Genomic DNA, 17,048 nt, shown 5'->3' with positions numbered 1-17,048 from the left:
ATCTTAAATAGTAAACTTATTTACAATATCTTTTAAATTCTCCGTTGCTTCTTTTATTATTCTATTTTTGTCATTTAAATTTTTTACTAATAGATTTTCTTCTTCTACTAAAGTAGCCGTTTCTTCTACAGATGCTGAATTTTCCTGGGCTATGGCACTTACCTCTTCTATAGTATTATTTATATTAGAACTATATTCTTTAATAGTAGTTAAATTGCCACTCATTTGTTCTATCTGTCCATATATGGAATTCACTTCTTTATTTATCTTTATGAATGCCTTTTCCGTATCTTTAATTTGATTGGAACCAATTTCTACTTGTTTATAACTTTCATTTAATGACTTTATCATATAATTAGATTCCTGTTGTATATCTGAGACTATACTAGTTATCTCTGACGTGGAATTATTAACTTGTACTGCTAATTTTCTAATTTCTTCTGCAACTACGGCAAATCCCCTACCTGCTTCTCCTGCACGAGCTGCTTCTATTGCTGCATTTAAAGCTAATAAATTAGTTTGACTTGATATGTCATTTATAACACCAATTAGTTTTGATATATTTTTTGATTTACTATCTAATGTTTGGACCTTATTTCCAAGTTCTCTTACTACTTCATTAATATTATCCATTTGCTTTACAGAATCTATTATTAAATTATTTCCCATATCTGATACGTCTTTTACTTCTTCAGAACTGTGTTTTACTTTTTCTGAATAATTTACAGATTCATCTATTAAATTTTCTAATTCATTAATAGAATTTAATATGTTTACAGATGAATTAGCTTGATTTTCAGCTCCATTAGCCAGTTCGTCCATAGTAGATGCAATTTGGGTACTACCCCTATTTATTTCCCCCGTAATTTGAACAAATTCTAAAGTTTCGTTTTTTACTTTATCAGAAGTATTTATTATCTCTTTTATTATTTCCCTTAAATTATCTGTCATAGTATTAGTAACTAAAGCCAATTGTCCAATCTCATCTCTTCCCTTATATTCTATTTTCTCACCAGATAAGTCTCCATTGGCCACACGTTTACTAACATCTACTACTCTATTTAAGTTTTTATTAATATTTCTAGATATAAGATACATCAATATAATTCCAAGAATTATGCATGCTGTAATAGATATTCCTAAAGAATAGACAGCCTTTGTCATGCTAATCTCTACAGATTTGTTAGCCTTTTCCCTCTCCATATCTAATTCTTTACTCATCTCCTTTAGTAAAGCTATGGCAGATTTCCTTTTAGATTGGAGAGCTATCTTTGCATTTAATACTAATAAATCATTTCTGTCTTTTACACCCTTGATTATATTTGAATTGAATTCCTCGTCTATGCCCTTATCTTTTAATTTAACTTGCTCATATAAAAAGGGTAGGTTTTCACCTTTAATTAATGGATCTAATTCTTTAATAAGATTATCTAATTCTTCCTTAGATCTCTCATAGTCATTAATATACCCTGTACTTTGAAAATATATAAATTCTGATATATGATACAACTTTTTAGTAAACCCATCACTCATCTTATTGTACATAATAACTTGCCTATCAATGTTCTCTAATTTATTCATATTTCTTTCTATGGTTTTTATGGAATTTACCGTTATTATGGTAGATATTAAAAATAAAATTATAATAGTTATATTAGCCACTCCATATTTTTTACCTATACTTAAATTACTCCACACATTATTTTTTTCTCTTTTTTTCTTTATTTTATTTATCTTCTTTTTAAATTTAAATTTCTTCATAAAAACTCCTCCTCTCCATTATCATAATTTTCTACATTTTTCTTAATTTTCCTTCCGTTCTTCTTTTAACATACAAAAAAAACATGTGATAAAGATTTTTTGTCTTTATCACATGTTTTTTCTTGTCTATATACCGTTTTTAAATATTCTATCCTTGTATCTTTCTAAAACCATCATTAGTGGATAACCTAGTCCATAGCATGCTACTATTTGACCTAACCCTACCCATAGGGCACTTATAAAAAATGGAAGGTTAAATAAATAGTTTAATATAAAACCTACTGCAACTGCATTTATGAGTACAGGCGGTAATGGAACTAATATTTTTTTAGGCATTTTATATGATACAAAGGCTGCAAATAAGGTTGCTAAACTACCAAATACTATATCAACCATGCCTCCACCACCATATATATTAGCAATTACACAGCCTACAAATAGTCCTGGAATGGCTGCTGGTGTAAAAAAAGGTAATACGGTTAAGGCCTCTGAAATTCTTACCTGCACAGGACCATAACTTATTGGAGCAAATATTATAGTAAGTACCACGTATATGGCTCCGATTATAGCACTATGTACTAAAAGTCTAGTCTTATTTTTCATATTTTTAACTCCCCATAGTTTTTTTAATGTGAAAATATTGCCAACTGACTTATCTATTTTAAAGGTTTTTACTAAGTTTTTCAATGATTTTCTTATATTTAGGTTTTTCACTTTACTTATTTATTATTCATATTATCCTTTTTAGGTATAAGAGAAAAATAAACTAGCCCTATTTCAAAGTAATTTTGATTATGCCTTAAACAAAATCTTGTCATATTGCATAAATATATGGTAATATAGGATAAAATAATAATGACAAAAACATTGAAGATTGACTATTAAGTTATCATGGTTACAATTCAGAGAGTAGATTGGTTGGTGAAAAATCTATAGAACATGATATACGAATTACACCTGTCTGAGTTTCAAATTAAAGTTTGACGGTTCCCACCCGTTATAGTGGATATGAGGCTTTATGCAAATTAAGGTGGTACCACGGGTCCTCTCGTCCTTAAAAGACGAGAAGGCCCTTTTTTTATTTGAGTAATAGTTGTAGACAGTTATTTATATCCAATAACAGTCTACCATTTAAATATTTAAAAATTTTACGAAAGGAAGTGAAGTTAATGGCTAATGTATTTGATACTCTTAAAGAAAGAGGATTTATACAACAAACAACTCACGAAAATGAAATCAGAGAACTTTTAGGTAAGGAATCTGTTACTTTCTATATTGGTTTTGATCCTACTGCAGATAGCTTACATGTGGGACACTTTTTACAAGCAATGACTATGATGCACATGCAAAAGGCAGGTCATAGACCTATTGTTTTACTAGGTGGAGGAACTACAATGGTAGGAGACCCTTCTGGAAAAACTGATATGAGAAAGATGCTTACAGTAGAAGATATTGACGCTAATGCTGAAAATTTTAAAAAACAATTATCTAGATTCATAGATTTTACTGATGACAAAGCAATAATGGTTAATAATGCAAATTGGCTAAGGAATTTAAATTATTTAGAATTCTTAAGAGAAGTGGGAGCTAATTTCTCTGTTAATAGAATGCTAGGTGCAGAGTGCTTTAAATCTCGTATGGAAAAGGGATTATCCTTCTTAGAATTTAACTACATGATAATGCAAGCATATGACTTTTATGTATTAAATGAAAAATATGGTTGTAAGATGCAAATGGGTGGGGATGATCAATGGTCTAATATTATCGCTGGTTCTAACTTAATTAGAAGAAAATCTAGTAAACCAGCCTTTGGTATGACCTTTACTCTACTTACTACTAGTGAAGGTAAGAAGATGGGTAAAACAGAAAAGGGTGCCCTTTGGTTAGATCCAGAAAAGACTTCTCCTTATGAGTTCTTCCAATACTGGAGAAATGTGGCTGATGCTGATGTGGAAAGATGTTTAGCTCTATTAACATTCTTACCTATGGATGAAGTTAGAAGATTATCTGCACTTGAAGGAGCAGAAATCAATAAGGCTAAAGAAATATTAGCATTTGAGGTAACTAAGTTAGTTCATGGTGAAGAAAATGCTACTAAGTCATTAGAAGCTACTAAGGCTTTATTTGGAAAGGGACCTGCTAGTGCCAATGTTCCTTCTACAGAAATGAGTTCTTCTGAATTCACAGAAGGGATTGGACTACTTAAATTACTTTGTGATTTATCCCTTACTCCTTCTGTTAGCGAAGCTAGACGTTTAGTAAAACAAGGTGGAGTATCTCTAAATGGAGAAAAGGTTACAGACTTTAAATACGAAGTTACTTTAAATGACTTTAAAGATAATGAGTTAATGATTAAGAAGGGTAAGAAAACTTATCATCAAGTTAAACTTAATGGATAATTCATTTAATCAGGAGTTTTGTGAACCTACTGCATTTCAATAAATCAAAACGTTTCACAGGTAAGTCACTATCAGATTCTAAAGTTTATATGTGATAGTTACCATAGAAGGTTCACAATTATTTGCAGCATAGGATGTTCTCATGTTCCACCTGCTGAAAAATTTTTGATTCATTTCAACTTGTAGGTAATATAGTTTTATATTGATAAATAAAAAGGACGGCTTTGGCCGTCCTTTTGTTGTTGATAAGTTTATAAAATTTGTGAAATATTCACATATTTATTCAATGTTTCAACAGCTTTCTCAAGACCTATCTGATCTTCTTCATCAAATCTGTTTTTTATAGGACTATCAATGTCTAGTACTCCTACTAGTTTTCCATTTTGAACTAGAGGTATGACTATTTCAGATTGGGATGCACTATCACAAGCTATGTGGCCAGGAAATTCATGTACATCTGGTACTAATTGAGTTTCTAGACTTTTAGCTGTCGTACCACATACACCCTTTCCCATTTCTATATGGGTACATGCTGGCTTTCCTTGAAAGGGTCCCAATACTAGTTCATCATTTTTATAAAGATAAAATCCTACCCAGTTTATATTATCCAATAATAAATTAAAAAAGGCACTGGCATTAGAAAGATTAGCTAATACGTCTTCTTCTGATGAAACTAGACCCATTAACTTTATATTTAAGTAATTGTAGAACTTATCCTTTGTATCAAAATCAACTTTCTTAATTTCATTCATGTTTATTCCCCCTAAATATTAATCCTATTGCTATCTACTAATAGTTTTTCTAAATATGGCTCTATATTTAAAAATTTCTTAAAGGCCTTGTACTCTTGTAATAATTCTTCCCTTTTGTTATTAGCTTTTATTGCCCTTATTAAAAGATTTTTAGGCGTATGCTCCGTTTCTATAAACTCTATTATCTGGGTATCATATCCTATTAATTCTAGTAGATTTACACGGGCTGAATCAGTAGCTAAGGAACTAAATCTCTCTTTTATTATTCCATGTTTAAGCATAGGTTTTAAAGTTTCACTCTTTACTTGATTCATAAGTTCATGTTGACAGCAAGGTACAGACAATATAATTTCACTATTCCAGCATATGGCCTTAAATAAAGCCATATCCGTGGCCGTATCACAAGCATGAAGGGTAACTACTATGTCCACTTGATCAAACTCATTAAACTCTCCTATATTTCCCACTTGAAAAGATAAGTGTTCGTATCCTAAGTTTTTAGATACTTGGTTGCAGTATTCTACTACGTCTTTTTTTAAGTCTAATCCTATAATATTAACTTTTAGATTTAATACTTTAACTAAATAATAATATAAGGCAAAAGTTAGGTATGACTTTCCACAACCAAAATCTATTATTTTCAACTCTTTATCCTTATCTAAATTATTTTCCACATCCCTTACCATTTCTAAGAATCTATTTATCTGTCTAAATTTATCTCGCTTTTGACTTTTTACCATTCCTTCCTTATTCATAACTCCTAAGTACATTAAAAAGTCACAGGGTTCATCTTCTTCTATTATGTATTTTTTCTTTCTATTATGAGTTATGTTTCCTAATTTTTTACTTGGTTTTTTCTTTAATATTTTTTCTTTAAATTTCTTGCTTATCAATATTTGGTAATCATTTTCTACCCCATATATTTGACATTGTTTAAAATCTAAATTTATATACTTACTCATTTTATCTATGGCTTCATCCTTAGATATATTCTTATGGATTTCTTTATTATCATATACATAGGTAAATTGATATACTAATTCATCCTTTATAAGGATAGGTCTTATATTAACTTTCCTATAGTCATCATCCTTTTTTCTTTTATTACTTAATATAGCTTGTATTAATTCTTCCTTTTCTATTATATTTTTAACTATCTCCTGAGAATTCATTTTTTACTTCCTTTCTATTTCATCTTATTATCTTAATTATACCTTACTATTTAAAAATAGCTAAAGTAAATACTTTAGCTATTTAATAATTCTTTTTATATGTATTTTTTCCTAATCTTTTAGCTTCATACATGGCCTTATCTGCATAATTTATTATGGACTCCATATCATTTCCGTGTTCAGGGAACATTCCAATACCTATACTACAAGTTATCTTTATCTTTTTTTCTTTCACTATTATAGGCGTCTGTAATTCTTCTATTATTCTCTCAGCCACAGAATTTGCAATTTCAATTTTAGGCATATCTTCTAATATTACTAGAAATTCATCTCCTCCAAATCTAGCTATTAAATCACTTTTTCTTAGGGCTCCTTTTATATGTTTACTTACGGTTTTTAAGGCTTCATCTCCTGCCATATGACCATATGTATCATTAATGCTTTTAAAATTATCTAAATCTATAAACATTAAGCCTATATTTTTATTTTCTCTCATGGCACTATTAAAAATCACCTTAAGATAATCGTCCATATACCTTCTATTTGGCAAGTTAGTCACCGTATCATGATAAGCAATATACTTTGCTTCTTCTTCTTTCGTTTTATACCTACTCACATCTATTAATTGTATCCATATATAATCTTTATTTTCTAGATTTATTTTTTTCAAATAAACATCAAACCAACTATGAAAAATATATTTATTCCTCAAGATATAATCTATTTTTATTTTATCTTTAATATGTATATTTACATATGGAATGAAATCTTCTATTCTATTAACTTTACTTAAGTCCATATTACATAGATTTTTAGCTTTTTCATTTATATTTACCACATTAAAGCTATTATAATCTATTATAAACATTGGATGGAATCCTTCGTAGAAAAAAAACATATCATTCTTCATATTTATCCCCTTCGTTTCCAACAGGTCCTAAGTACTATATTATTCTACAATTAAAAGAATTATCCTTTTAACTTTTTAATATTTTTATTCTGCTGTAAGATTTAATAATTCTGAAATAGTCAGAAACTTAAAACCTCTTTTCTTTAATTCCGGTAATATAGTCTCTAAAGCTTCTATTGTATGGCATTTTCCTTCTACATAATCATGAAGTAATATAATATCTCCATTTCTAGTTTTATTCAATACAGTGTTTACTATTTTATCTACTCCAGGGCTACTCCAATCCTTTGAATCCTGATGGGTAGACCACAGGATAACATCACATCCAGCCTGAGATGCCATATTCTTAATCATATTGTTATAATAGCCAAAAGGTGGCCTAAAAAGTGTAGGTTTTTTCCCTGTCACCTTATATACTATGTCTTGAGTTTCTTGAAACTCTTTCCATATTCTCTTAGAAGAATTGGCTCTTATATTAATATGTGAAAAAGTGTGATTTCCCACTTCGTGACCTGAAATCACCTCTCTTTTCACCACTTCAGGATATAGTTTTACATGCTTTCCTATTACAAAAAAAGTAGCTTTAGCGTCATATTTGTCTAATAAATCTAATATTTGAGGGGTATATCTTGGATGGGGGCCATCATCAAAGGTAAGGGCCACTACCTTTTTATCTTTAGGTCCATTCAATATTATTTCTCTACTATTTTCCATATCAAAAAAAGTTTCAACATACACTTTGTTTAAAATTATGTTGTTAATTTGTATTAATAAAACAATAATTATTATAAGTATTAAAGAGTAGAATATTTTTTTATACATGCCTATTACTCCTTTTTTTATTCTTCTCTTTATATTTATTAATTTTTTATGATTATATGAGTAAAGGGCATGTACATTTATCCTTTTTATAACTTTGTTATAATTCTCTTTATTCTTGGTCTTATAGGGTTACTCCGTATATGGCATTTACTATTTTAGCAAAAATCATATTAATACCTTCTGTAGGTCCAGGTAGGGGTTCCCCTACCATATAGAAATAGGAATACATTGTACTGATTATAATGAAAGTATTTCCTATAATCATCTCTCTCTTCAGTTTATTTTTTCTACAATAAATTGTATATATTACCATACTCACAAGAAATATTAACATTACTATGTATATCATATTTTACTTCACCTGCTTAATCCTATCTCCTATTAGGTTAAAGCCCTTAATTTTCACTTTAACTTCATATTCTATAGGAATTTCTTTAAATATTTTATCCCAATCATCTTTTATTTCTTTCCATACTTTTGGATATGTTTTATGAATTTGTTCAGATATTCCAAATATATCAGAATTTAATTCTTTTGCCTTTTTCATAGAGGCTTCCATACGCTCTCTAACTTCTTTTGCTGCCATTTCTTCTATTTCTTTGATAAACTTTTTATCCTTTAATCTTAATTCTTCTGTAGTCTCAACTATTAAAGTATCTAACTCCACCTTTATATTTGCTTGTATTTTATTGTCTTCCATATTGATTTCTATTTTACTATCTGGTTTTGAATGATCTAAAAATACATATTGATCTTCTTCTACTTTCACAGGAATCCCACCGCCTTTAGCTTTTCCTGTAATAAACAAAAAACCACTAGTTTCTAAATCATTTAGAAACCCAGCCAATTTCATTCCCTTAAAAACAGATGTCCCTTCTAAGGCTATATACTTATAGTCTTTTTCGTCATTTAATTTCATTATGGTTTCTCTATTTGATGAAAATGTTATTTCTCTATCTTGAGAATATCTCAATCTTCCACATACACTTCCCACAGTCTCACTGTCCATACTTTGTAGAAAATCCTTTAACTTTTCCACATAGGCCTTAGTATAATCTGATGTATTCTCAATTAAGCCACCAATCTCAGATGCTAAGCTTGTCTCTAAATCAGCAGGTGCCGATAAGGCTTCATCTGCCCTACCTTCACATACTATTATATTATTTGAATATCTTATTTGTTGATTTCTAGAAAGATAATCTAAAACCTTATACATGTCCTTTCTAGCCAATTTTTCTCCTATTAATACTAGTTTACTATGATACCATTCTGGTTTCTTACTAGTATGCTTCCTTATATTCTTACTAGCATCCATTAAAGTCTTTCCCTTAGATTTACCATACCAGGTAGTCGATTGCTGCACCTCACTACCTAGGGGAATAACCATAAGTACACTCATGGTTATTTGTCCATCATCTTCTAAATCTACTCCCATAGCTGTAACTATGCCTACTTCCTTCAATTCAGTTTTGTCCCAACAGCCTGTCATTAACAGGCATATTATTAGAATAATACCTATCTTCTTCAATTTTATCACCTATACTTTATTTATAGATTTATTAGTTTTCTTAGGCATACTATTTCCCTGTTGCTTTTTTTGAGATTTAGGATTTACGAAGGTTGGTCTGCTTTCATTAGCCCATATGGGTACCTTGTAAAATATATCTTGCCAATCTTTTATGGACATGGGAGCAAGGGGAGATAAATAGGGCACTCCAAAGGATCTTAGAGATACTAAATGTATAAGTATAACCATTAGACCTGTTACTAATCCTAAAATTCCTAACATGGATGATAATATTATTAGTACAAACCTTAAAAGTCTTATGGCTACTTCCATGGAATATACAGGAATGGCAAAGGATGAAATCCCCGTTAATGCTACTATAATAACTATTTCTTGGGATACTAATCCAGCCTTTACTGCCCCTTGTCCAATTACTAATGCTCCAACTATACTTACAGCTGAACCAATGGGTTTTTGTAGTCTAAGGCCTGCTTCCCTTAGTAATTCAAAGGTCATTTCCATCAATAGTACTTCAATAGTTGCTGAAAATGGCACCTCGGCGTGGGCTGCTGATATTCTAATAAGTAGTGTTGAGGGTATCATAGCCCGATGGAATGTGGTTAAAGCTATATAAAATCCCGGTGTTATTAAGGATGTAAATAAGGCTGCATATCTTAACATTCTCACAAAGGTAGCTATATAGAATTTTGAATAATAATCTTCTGGTGCAGTTAAAAAATCTATGAATACACCAGGAACTATTAACGCAAAGGGGGATCCATCTACTAATAGTACTACTCGCCCTTCACTTAAAGCAGCTGTACATGTATCTGGTCTTTCTGTATGAACCATTTGTGGAAATACAGACAAGGGTGAATCCTCAATTAAATGTTCTATGTATCCGCTATCTATTATGGTATCTATTTCAATCTTATCTAATCTCTTTTTTACTTCTTTAACCAGATTATCATCTACTATATTTTTTAAATAGCATATGGTAATGTTAGTCTTGCTTAACTTACCTGCATTAATATTTTCCATCTTTAAATTATTACTTTTCAATCTCTTTCTTATTAAGGATGTGTTAGCCCTTAAATTTTCTGTAAATGCTTCAAAAGGCCCCCTTATATTAGCTTCTGTTACAGGTTGTCCTATGGTTCTTCCAGGAGGCTTTATGGTAGATAAGCACAATCCCATATTTATACCATCCATAAATAAAATAGTATTTCCCTCTACTATTTTGCTTATACAATCTTCTATAGTCTCTACTTTTCCTATTTCTCCTATGGGCAAATCATAGTCCTTAATTATATCTAACAAAAACTTTTCCTTTATCTTTACAGGATCATCACAACCTCTCATGTTCACTAAAATATTACTAAGTACGTTATCCTGTAAAACTTGCTTGTCTACTATGCCATCAATGTAAAATATAACTATTCTAGTATGGGTTTTACTCAGTTTAAATTCTCTGTCAACTAAGTCGGAACAATCTTGAAATTCTTCCTTTAACCGATCAATATTTTTATCTATATTTTTACTTAAGTACTCTTCTTCTTCTCTATCTTTTTTTCTATTAAAAAACATAGCACATCTTCCTCATAATAGTTTTTCTTAGTTTTCCTGAAATTTATATAAACTATTCTATTTTTCCAATATGATATAAATGAGTATATTAAGTATTTTTTTTACAAAAACTATCTTTCACATACTTTTAATATATACTAAGGAGAGTTACAATGAAATTTCAGACAAGTACATCAATCGACGAACATAATATTTCCTCATTTCAGGCAGCATTAGTACTTCTTACTTACATATTATCAACAGGAAGTATTGTACTTCCCGCATCTGTAGCGCAAGAGGCTGGTGCAGATGCATGGTTAAGTGTTTTAATTGCTACCTTATGTGGAGTCCTTATGATGTATATATACATATTAATAACAGATATGTATCCATATATGTCCCTAATGGAAATAAATAATGAAATATTTGGTAAGTTCTTCGGCACCCTTCTTAATCTACTTTTTATGTATTATTTTTTTGAGATGGGAAGGTTAGTATTAGGAGAATTTGGCCAATTTTTAAAAGATACCACAAATCAAGCAACTCCTTTTATAATCTTCTATATTATTGGAGCTATCATAAGTATCCTGGCTCTATCAAAGGGAATAGAAATAGTCTGTAGATTGAACGAATTATTACTTCCTATAGGTACAATAGCCATAGGCCTCATACTAATTGGAAACCTTAAAAACCTTAACCTTTCCAACTATCTCCCCATATTGGAAAATGGTTTTACTCCCGTATTTAAAGGAAGTATTTTATTAAATGGTTGGTTTGCAGAATTAGTAATAATAATACAACTATCAAAATTTATTAAGGAAAGAAAACATATAAGAAAGATACTAATTTCATCTGTGTTATCAATTGGATTGTCATTTATTGTAGGCATATTGATAATAGCTGTATTTGGCAGTATAACAAGGAATTTAATGTATCCTGCTTACAACTTCGTTAGATATGCTAGCTTTGGCAAATCCCTCGCCAATTTAGATGTTCTATTTATAAGTGTATGGATAATGGGTATATTCATAAAAATAGCTCTCCTTACCTATGGATTTTGGTCTTGTGTTTATGAAATATTTAAAATTAAAAATCACAATTTATTATTGTTTCCCATATTCCTATTACTAGTTACCATGGCAATGACCACCATAAAAAGGGATGGATCTTTAGTTTTATATTTACACTATACATTCCCTATCTTTTCCATATGCATGGGATATGTGATCCCAATATTTATTCTTTTATGTGCAGTGATTAAAAATAAGTTCTCGGAAAAGAAGAAAAAAATAAAATCCTAGTTAAAGGATTTTATTTTTTTAATTTATTAAAAAGATTAAAAGATGTTCCTCCCCACTTTACTATATCTATATTGGTATGGTATATGGTATGCTTTATCCCTGGAGTTCCTATGGTCTGAATTAATCTATCATAATCTTTATTTGTCATTTTGTTGTATTTCTTCCTAAACTCATACATCCATAGATTTCTTTGTGTTAAACTATTTATTAATTTATCATAGCTCTTATTTTCAGCAATTGCTCTAGCTACCATTACCCCTTGAATTATACTATTTAATTGACCAAATCCTAAAAAGGGATCTATTCCCCCTGCTGAATTCCCTGCAAAATATATATTGTTTACTTTTCTAGGATAACAATATCCAGCTGCATGTTCTAGCATAAAGGACTGTAGTATTTTGTTATTTATATTTTCAGTTTCTAAAAATCGTGTCCAATACATATCTATTTCTTTTTCTTTTATATCTGTTACTATTAATATTAATACGGCTGTTTTATTATCTATTGGTGTTAGATATGCATAACCCTCTTTACAATAATCCTTATTTATCCATACGATTAATGTATCCATATGAAAATTTCCACTTATGACTGCTCCCTTTACTATGGTTTTTACCCAGGTTTGCCAACATCCATATTCAAGGGCTCCATAATGATTTCCCGTGGCTAAAACCACATGATCATATTCTTTAGATAATTTATCCGAGTCTCCCATAGTACTAAGGAGTATATTGGGATTTTTCAGTTGATTAAATAACTGCATTTTAAAGGAGTTCTTATGGTTTCCCCTATATATAATTTGCCCTAGATTTGCCTTTTCCACTAGGGTAGTTTTATTTGGAGAATGATGAACAATTTTATTTAGTGTACTTAATTCCTTTATTTTTATTTTATAATTTCTTTCAAAATACTTAAGAGCATCTCCCTTTGTCCTATCTAATATATTTAAAAAAGCTGCCACATGTGGTATACCTTCTCCAATAAAATTATTTCTTTCAAATATAGTATAAGATATGTTATATTTTTGTAATTCACAGGCACAAGAAAGGCCTGCAATACCTGCTCCTATAATGGCTACTTTCATATCTGCCCTCAATTCCTTTTACATATATTAAGCCAAACTAAAGTTAAAATTCCAACAAACGCCAAACTTAAAGTGTAAGTAATTGTACTCATATGCTCTCTCTCCATTTATTTAATACAACTAGATTAAACCAACTTATGGTTATTATGGCTAATATATCTATTACTAAACTTTCAGCAAAACTCCAATTCATATATATTAAATCACCTTTTAATAAAAGTATATATTCTACAGAGTAAAATAATATACTTAGTACAAATACATTTAGAATCCTATATAGCTTTCTCTTAGGATAATATTGAGACATTAATATACCCATTGCTAGGGGTGCACTAAATGTAAATATAATAGGCACTCCCTTTATTTCAAATAAATTATTTATAGTTTTAAATAAATTATGACCTATAAAAAGCATATCTATTAAGAATTCCATACATGCTGCCAACAAGCCTGACCAAATAGTATATTTTAACATTTTAAAATCTACTGCTATAAAAAATATTATCCAACTTATTATAAATAGTATTATCCACGACATATACATACCCTCTTAATTATTTAATCTATGGAACACTTTCTCTCCATTTATTTAATACAACCAAATTAAACCAGCTTATGCTCATCATAGTTAATAGATCTATTATTAAACTCTCTATCCAAATCCAATTTATATATATTAAATCACCCTTTAATACAAGTATAAACTCTACAGCATAAAACAATATGCTTATTATAAATATATTTAAAATTCTATATAACTTTTTTTTAGGATAATATTGACTCATTAATGTGCCTATTACAATGGGAACACTAAATATAAAAAAAATAGATATTCCCTTTGTTTCAAATACATTATTCACAGTTTTATATAATTTATGGCCTGTATAAAGAATATCTATTGATACTTCTATTAATGCTGTTAACAGGCCTGACCAAATAGTATATTTTAACATTTTGAAATCTACTGCTATAAAAAACATTATCCAACTTACTATAAATAGTATTATCCACGACATATTCATGCCCTCTTAATTATTTAATCTAGTAGAAAAAACATGAGATAATATATTAGGTTTAGCTTCTAATTTTTCAATCTTTTGTTGTAATTCTGATATATACCTCATTTCATCATCTCTTAAATCTAAAAATAATTTTCTTAGTTCTGGATTTCTACTTTTAATCATAAATTCATTGTACATCCTTTGGTTTTCTGTTTTAGTTCCTAATAAATCCTTTAATATATCTTCATTTTTCATATAATCACCTATTACTCTAAATTTAATTTAATCATCATGTCTGTACAAAGATTTATATGTTCCCTTGAAGTTTTTATCATTTGCTTCAAATAACTTTTCACCTCTTTTTCCTTTATGAAAGATACATATAATTGGATTTTATTTATTAAAAGTTCTTCTTTTTTTCTGCTTTCATCTAAAAAAGCATACATCATTATTTGGGTTTTAGCATTTTTATATGCATGATCCATAATTTTCTCCTCTTCATATGTACTTGCTGAAATATTTTTTAATATTTTTTGTTTCTTCTTCAAATATTATACTTATGAAGTGAAACTTAACTCAAAGTTTGGTTTTCGCAATGAAAGGTTGAGTAAATATGAAGGTTGCAATTATAGGGGCTGGACTTGCAGGTCTATCTTGTGCCCATGCACTAGAAAGTTTAAAAATAGACTTTCATATATTTGAAAAGAATTTAGAAAATTATTATCTAGAGTATTCTATAGCCACTATGAAATTACAAAATTTATTTAGGAAAGATTTAATAAAGCATATAAAAAAAACTATGGGTTTAAAGCTTACTCCTCTGGATAAATTACATACCATAGAAATGTATTCACAAAACTCCTCTTTTCAAGTGTGTGGAAATTTAGGTTACATCTTTCAAAGGGGATCATTTAATGAAAATACATTAGAAAAACAAATTATGTCCCAATTAAAAACTAAGATTAACTACAACTCCCATATTGAAATAGACCATATAAAAAATGAGTATGATTATATAGTTGTAGCCACAGGAACAAATAAAATTCCTAAGAAATATAATCTATGGACTAATACTTTTTCTGCTTATACTAGGATTGGTAAAATGGTAGGAGATTTTAGAACAGATCTTTTAAAAATGTGGATTAACAAGGATTATTGTAACAATGCCTTTGCCTATTTAATACCAAATAACTCTAAAGAATCTTTTGCCATGTTAGTAGTGGATAATATATCCCATCCTGAATTGGATTTTTATTGGAAAAAATTCTTAGACACAGTTCCTTTAGAAGGAACTTTAATTAGTACCTTTGACGTATACAAGGATACGGGATTCATGAGTAATTTAGTTCATGAAAATGTGATTTTCGTAGGTGACGCAGCTGGATTTTGTGATAATTTTTTAGGTTTTGGTGCTATGGGTGCTATCCACAGTGGTTATGCAGCAGCTCAACATATAGGTCATAATTTAGATTATGAGAAAGAAATGACACGTCAAATAGAATATATAAGAAATATGGATTATTATAGAAAAGCCATGAATAATATGGATAACAAGGACCTAGACCATTTAATAAATATATTAGATCTACCCATACTAAAAGGGGTCATATATAAAAATCCATTTTTTCGCATGGATAAAATGGCTCCCCTCGTAAAAAAACATTTTTAAAAATAGGGTTAAGAGTTTAAAGTTTAGAGTTGGGAGTTTTTATCCCCAAACCCTTAACTTAATCTCTTAACCCTATTAATATAAAGCTAAAAATTTTTCAAGTAATTATTTATTAAATAAAATTTTTAGTATTCTCTATCTATATATTAAAATATACTTAAATTTAATTCTTTACTTAACTGATCTAATACTTCAATTCCTGCTATACTATTTCCCTTTTCATCTAGTGCAGGACCAACTACACCTATACCCATTTTATTAGGCACCGTAGCTAAAATCCCACCACCTACACCACTCTTAGATGGTATTCCTACTTTTACAGCATACTCTCCCGATGCATCATACATACCACAAGTCATCATTATAGCCTTTACCATTTTAGCTATATGAGACTCAATTATTCTTTCGTCATTATGCCATAAAACTCCATCTAAGGCTAGCATAGCTGCTATACTAGCTATGTCCTTACAAGTCACCTCAATAGAACACAATTTAAAATATACATCTAGTATTTCTTCCACATCACCTTCTATAACATTTGTACTCCTCATAAAGTGAGCTAAGGATCTATTTCGATGTCCAGTTCTTTTTTCTGATAAATATACTTTTTCATTTAATTGAATCTCGTTATTATTGCAAATTTGCCTTATAAAATTTAAAACATTTTCAAATTTTTCATTACTAGTGGTGCCCTTTAACATGGATGCTACTGCTATAGCACCTGCATTTATCATTGGGTTTAAGGGCTTATTATAATTTTTCACTTCTAAATTTACTATGGAATTAAATCCATAAGCCGTAGGTTCTGCACTGACTTTTTTAAATACAGTATCTATTCCAGTATACTTTATGGCATACATTAAACTAACTATCTTTGATATACTTTGTATAGTAAATTTAGTCTCAAAGTCTCCTGCTTGAAAAATTTCCTTATCCTTTGTTATAACACAAATTCCTAATGCACTTCCATTTCCATTTGCCAACTCTGGAATATAAGTTGCAACCTTTCCTTCTTTAGTTAAAGACCTATTATCTTTAACTATTTTCTCTAGTAAGTTCTCCATTCTATTCACCTGCCAATAATAGTTTCCCAATTAATAGTAT

Annotated in this window: 18 protein-coding genes; 3 read left to right on the top strand and 15 right to left on the bottom strand. The window is 29.5% G+C overall.

The features are described from left to right. Positions 1-3: 3 nt before the first annotated feature. Together CCE28_RS08265 and CCE28_RS08260 are read right to left on the bottom strand one after the other, a co-directional pair. Positions 4-1,761: a methyl-accepting chemotaxis protein gene (locus CCE28_RS08265; RefSeq protein WP_095132853.1), complete on the bottom strand. Its 1,758-nt coding sequence runs from the start codon at positions 1,759-1,761 to the stop codon at positions 4-6. A 126-nt stretch (positions 1,762-1,887) separates the two neighbouring features. Further along, on the bottom strand, positions 1,888-2,364 hold the full coding sequence (locus CCE28_RS08260) for a QueT transporter family protein (RefSeq protein ID WP_095132851.1): 477 nt from the start codon (positions 2,362-2,364) through the stop codon (positions 1,888-1,890). 566 nt (positions 2,365-2,930) lie between these two features. Here CCE28_RS08260 and tyrS point away from each other — a divergent pair. Then, positions 2,931-4,160 (top strand): tyrosine--tRNA ligase, encoded by a 1,230-nt coding sequence (gene tyrS, locus CCE28_RS08255; protein ID WP_095132849.1) that lies wholly within the window; start codon positions 2,931-2,933, stop codon positions 4,158-4,160. Between the two features lie 251 nt (positions 4,161-4,411). Here tyrS and CCE28_RS08250 read toward each other — a convergent pair whose 3' ends face one another. The 7 genes from CCE28_RS08250 to CCE28_RS08220 form a co-directional block, all read right to left on the bottom strand. Continuing rightward, complete coding sequence (locus tag CCE28_RS08250) at positions 4,412-4,912, bottom strand: GAF domain-containing protein (RefSeq protein WP_095132847.1); 501 nt, start codon at positions 4,910-4,912, stop codon at positions 4,412-4,414. An 11-nt stretch (positions 4,913-4,923) separates the two neighbouring features. Continuing rightward, positions 4,924-6,084 carry a class I SAM-dependent methyltransferase gene (locus tag CCE28_RS08245; RefSeq protein WP_095132845.1) on the bottom strand — a complete coding sequence of 387 codons (1,161 nt, stop codon included), beginning with the start codon at positions 6,082-6,084 and terminating at the stop codon, positions 4,924-4,926. An 82-nt stretch (positions 6,085-6,166) separates the two neighbouring features. Further along, positions 6,167-6,994, bottom strand: a complete 828-nt coding sequence (locus CCE28_RS08240) for a GGDEF domain-containing protein (RefSeq protein ID WP_095132843.1) — start codon at positions 6,992-6,994, stop codon at positions 6,167-6,169. A gap of 84 nt (positions 6,995-7,078) precedes the next feature. After that, entirely contained in the window at positions 7,079-7,816 is a 738-nt protein-coding gene (locus tag CCE28_RS08235; protein ID WP_095132841.1) for a polysaccharide deacetylase family protein, read from the bottom strand. A 121-nt stretch (positions 7,817-7,937) separates the two neighbouring features. Further along, the gene (locus CCE28_RS08230; protein WP_095132839.1) at positions 7,938-8,165 is read right to left on the bottom strand and encodes a hypothetical protein; all 228 of its coding nucleotides are present in this window, start codon (positions 8,163-8,165) and stop codon (positions 7,938-7,940) included. A gap of 3 nt (positions 8,166-8,168) precedes the next feature. Beyond that, the gene (locus tag CCE28_RS08225) at positions 8,169-9,353 is read right to left on the bottom strand and encodes a Ger(x)C family spore germination protein (protein ID WP_278277531.1); all 1,185 of its coding nucleotides are present in this window, start codon (positions 9,351-9,353) and stop codon (positions 8,169-8,171) included. Beyond that, positions 9,354-10,910 carry a spore germination protein gene (locus tag CCE28_RS08220; RefSeq protein ID WP_095132835.1) on the bottom strand — a complete coding sequence of 519 codons (1,557 nt, stop codon included), beginning with the start codon at positions 10,908-10,910 and terminating at the stop codon, positions 9,354-9,356. A gap of 152 nt (positions 10,911-11,062) precedes the next feature. Here CCE28_RS08220 and CCE28_RS08215 point away from each other — a divergent pair, with 152 nt between their 5' ends. After that, a complete protein-coding gene (locus CCE28_RS08215) occupies positions 11,063-12,190 on the top strand; it encodes a GerAB/ArcD/ProY family transporter (protein WP_095132833.1) in 1,128 nt (375 codons plus the stop codon). 10 nt (positions 12,191-12,200) lie between these two features. On the opposite strand, the gene CCE28_RS08210 is transcribed toward CCE28_RS08215, so the two are convergent. The 5 genes from CCE28_RS08210 to CCE28_RS08190 form a co-directional block, all read right to left on the bottom strand. Further along, on the bottom strand, positions 12,201-13,274 hold the full coding sequence (locus tag CCE28_RS08210; RefSeq protein WP_095132831.1) for an NAD(P)/FAD-dependent oxidoreductase: 1,074 nt from the start codon (positions 13,272-13,274) through the stop codon (positions 12,201-12,203). An 88-nt stretch (positions 13,275-13,362) separates the two neighbouring features. Then, complete coding sequence (locus tag CCE28_RS08205; RefSeq protein ID WP_095132830.1) at positions 13,363-13,812, bottom strand: hypothetical protein; 450 nt, start codon at positions 13,810-13,812, stop codon at positions 13,363-13,365. A gap of 25 nt (positions 13,813-13,837) precedes the next feature. Further along, positions 13,838-14,290, bottom strand: a complete 453-nt coding sequence (locus CCE28_RS08200) for a hypothetical protein (RefSeq protein WP_095132828.1) — start codon at positions 14,288-14,290, stop codon at positions 13,838-13,840. Between the two features lie 12 nt (positions 14,291-14,302). Then, positions 14,303-14,530, bottom strand: a complete 228-nt coding sequence (locus tag CCE28_RS08195) for a hypothetical protein (protein WP_095132826.1) — start codon at positions 14,528-14,530, stop codon at positions 14,303-14,305. An 11-nt stretch (positions 14,531-14,541) separates the two neighbouring features. Further along, positions 14,542-14,760, bottom strand: a complete 219-nt coding sequence (locus tag CCE28_RS08190; protein WP_095132824.1) for a hypothetical protein — start codon at positions 14,758-14,760, stop codon at positions 14,542-14,544. A gap of 128 nt (positions 14,761-14,888) precedes the next feature. Between CCE28_RS08190 and CCE28_RS08185 the strand changes: the two genes are divergently transcribed. Next, positions 14,889-15,944 (top strand): FAD-dependent oxidoreductase, encoded by a 1,056-nt coding sequence (locus tag CCE28_RS08185; protein WP_095132822.1) that lies wholly within the window; start codon positions 14,889-14,891, stop codon positions 15,942-15,944. A gap of 146 nt (positions 15,945-16,090) precedes the next feature. On the opposite strand, the gene glsA is transcribed toward CCE28_RS08185, so the two are convergent. After that, a complete protein-coding gene (gene glsA, locus CCE28_RS08180) occupies positions 16,091-17,008 on the bottom strand; it encodes a glutaminase A (RefSeq protein WP_095132820.1) in 918 nt (305 codons plus the stop codon). Between the last annotated feature and the right edge of the window lie 40 nt (positions 17,009-17,048).

The organism is Anaeromicrobium sediminis, from assembly GCF_002270055.1.
Taxonomy (GTDB): Bacteria; Bacillota; Clostridia; order Peptostreptococcales; family Thermotaleaceae; genus Anaeromicrobium; species Anaeromicrobium sediminis.
The sequence above is the reverse complement of the archived record's forward strand: the minus strand, read 5'-3'. Positions and strand labels throughout refer to the sequence as shown.

Bases quoted from the DNA above. Each gene is read 5' to 3' on its own strand.
- CCE28_RS08265 (WP_095132853.1), bottom strand. From the start codon at position 1,761: ATGAAGAAATTTAAATTTAAAAAGAAGATAAATAAAATAAAGAAAAAA.
- CCE28_RS08260 (WP_095132851.1), bottom strand. From the start codon at position 2,364: ATGAAAAATAAGACTAGACTTTTAGTACATAGTGCTATAATCGGAGCC.
- tyrS (WP_095132849.1), top strand. From the start codon at position 2,931: ATGGCTAATGTATTTGATACTCTTAAAGAAAGAGGATTTATACAACAA.
- CCE28_RS08250 (WP_095132847.1), bottom strand. From the start codon at position 4,912: ATGAATGAAATTAAGAAAGTTGATTTTGATACAAAGGATAAGTTCTAC.
- CCE28_RS08245 (WP_095132845.1), bottom strand. From the start codon at position 6,084: ATGAATTCTCAGGAGATAGTTAAAAATATAATAGAAAAGGAAGAATTA.
- CCE28_RS08240 (WP_095132843.1), bottom strand. From the start codon at position 6,994: ATGAAGAATGATATGTTTTTTTTCTACGAAGGATTCCATCCAATGTTT.
- CCE28_RS08235 (WP_095132841.1), bottom strand. From the start codon at position 7,816: ATGTATAAAAAAATATTCTACTCTTTAATACTTATAATAATTATTGTT.
- CCE28_RS08230 (WP_095132839.1), bottom strand. From the start codon at position 8,165: ATGATATACATAGTAATGTTAATATTTCTTGTGAGTATGGTAATATAT.
- CCE28_RS08220 (WP_095132835.1), bottom strand. From the start codon at position 10,910: ATGTTTTTTAATAGAAAAAAAGATAGAGAAGAAGAAGAGTACTTAAGT.
- CCE28_RS08215 (WP_095132833.1), top strand. From the start codon at position 11,063: ATGAAATTTCAGACAAGTACATCAATCGACGAACATAATATTTCCTCA.
- CCE28_RS08210 (WP_095132831.1), bottom strand. From the start codon at position 13,274: ATGAAAGTAGCCATTATAGGAGCAGGTATTGCAGGCCTTTCTTGTGCC.
- CCE28_RS08205 (WP_095132830.1), bottom strand. From the start codon at position 13,812: ATGTCGTGGATAATACTATTTATAATAAGTTGGATAATATTTTTTATA.
- CCE28_RS08200 (WP_095132828.1), bottom strand. From the start codon at position 14,290: ATGTCGTGGATAATACTATTTATAGTAAGTTGGATAATGTTTTTTATA.
- CCE28_RS08195 (WP_095132826.1), bottom strand. From the start codon at position 14,530: ATGAAAAATGAAGATATATTAAAGGATTTATTAGGAACTAAAACAGAA.
- CCE28_RS08190 (WP_095132824.1), bottom strand. From the start codon at position 14,760: ATGGATCATGCATATAAAAATGCTAAAACCCAAATAATGATGTATGCT.
- CCE28_RS08185 (WP_095132822.1), top strand. From the start codon at position 14,889: ATGAAGGTTGCAATTATAGGGGCTGGACTTGCAGGTCTATCTTGTGCC.
- glsA (WP_095132820.1), bottom strand. From the start codon at position 17,008: ATGGAGAACTTACTAGAGAAAATAGTTAAAGATAATAGGTCTTTAACT.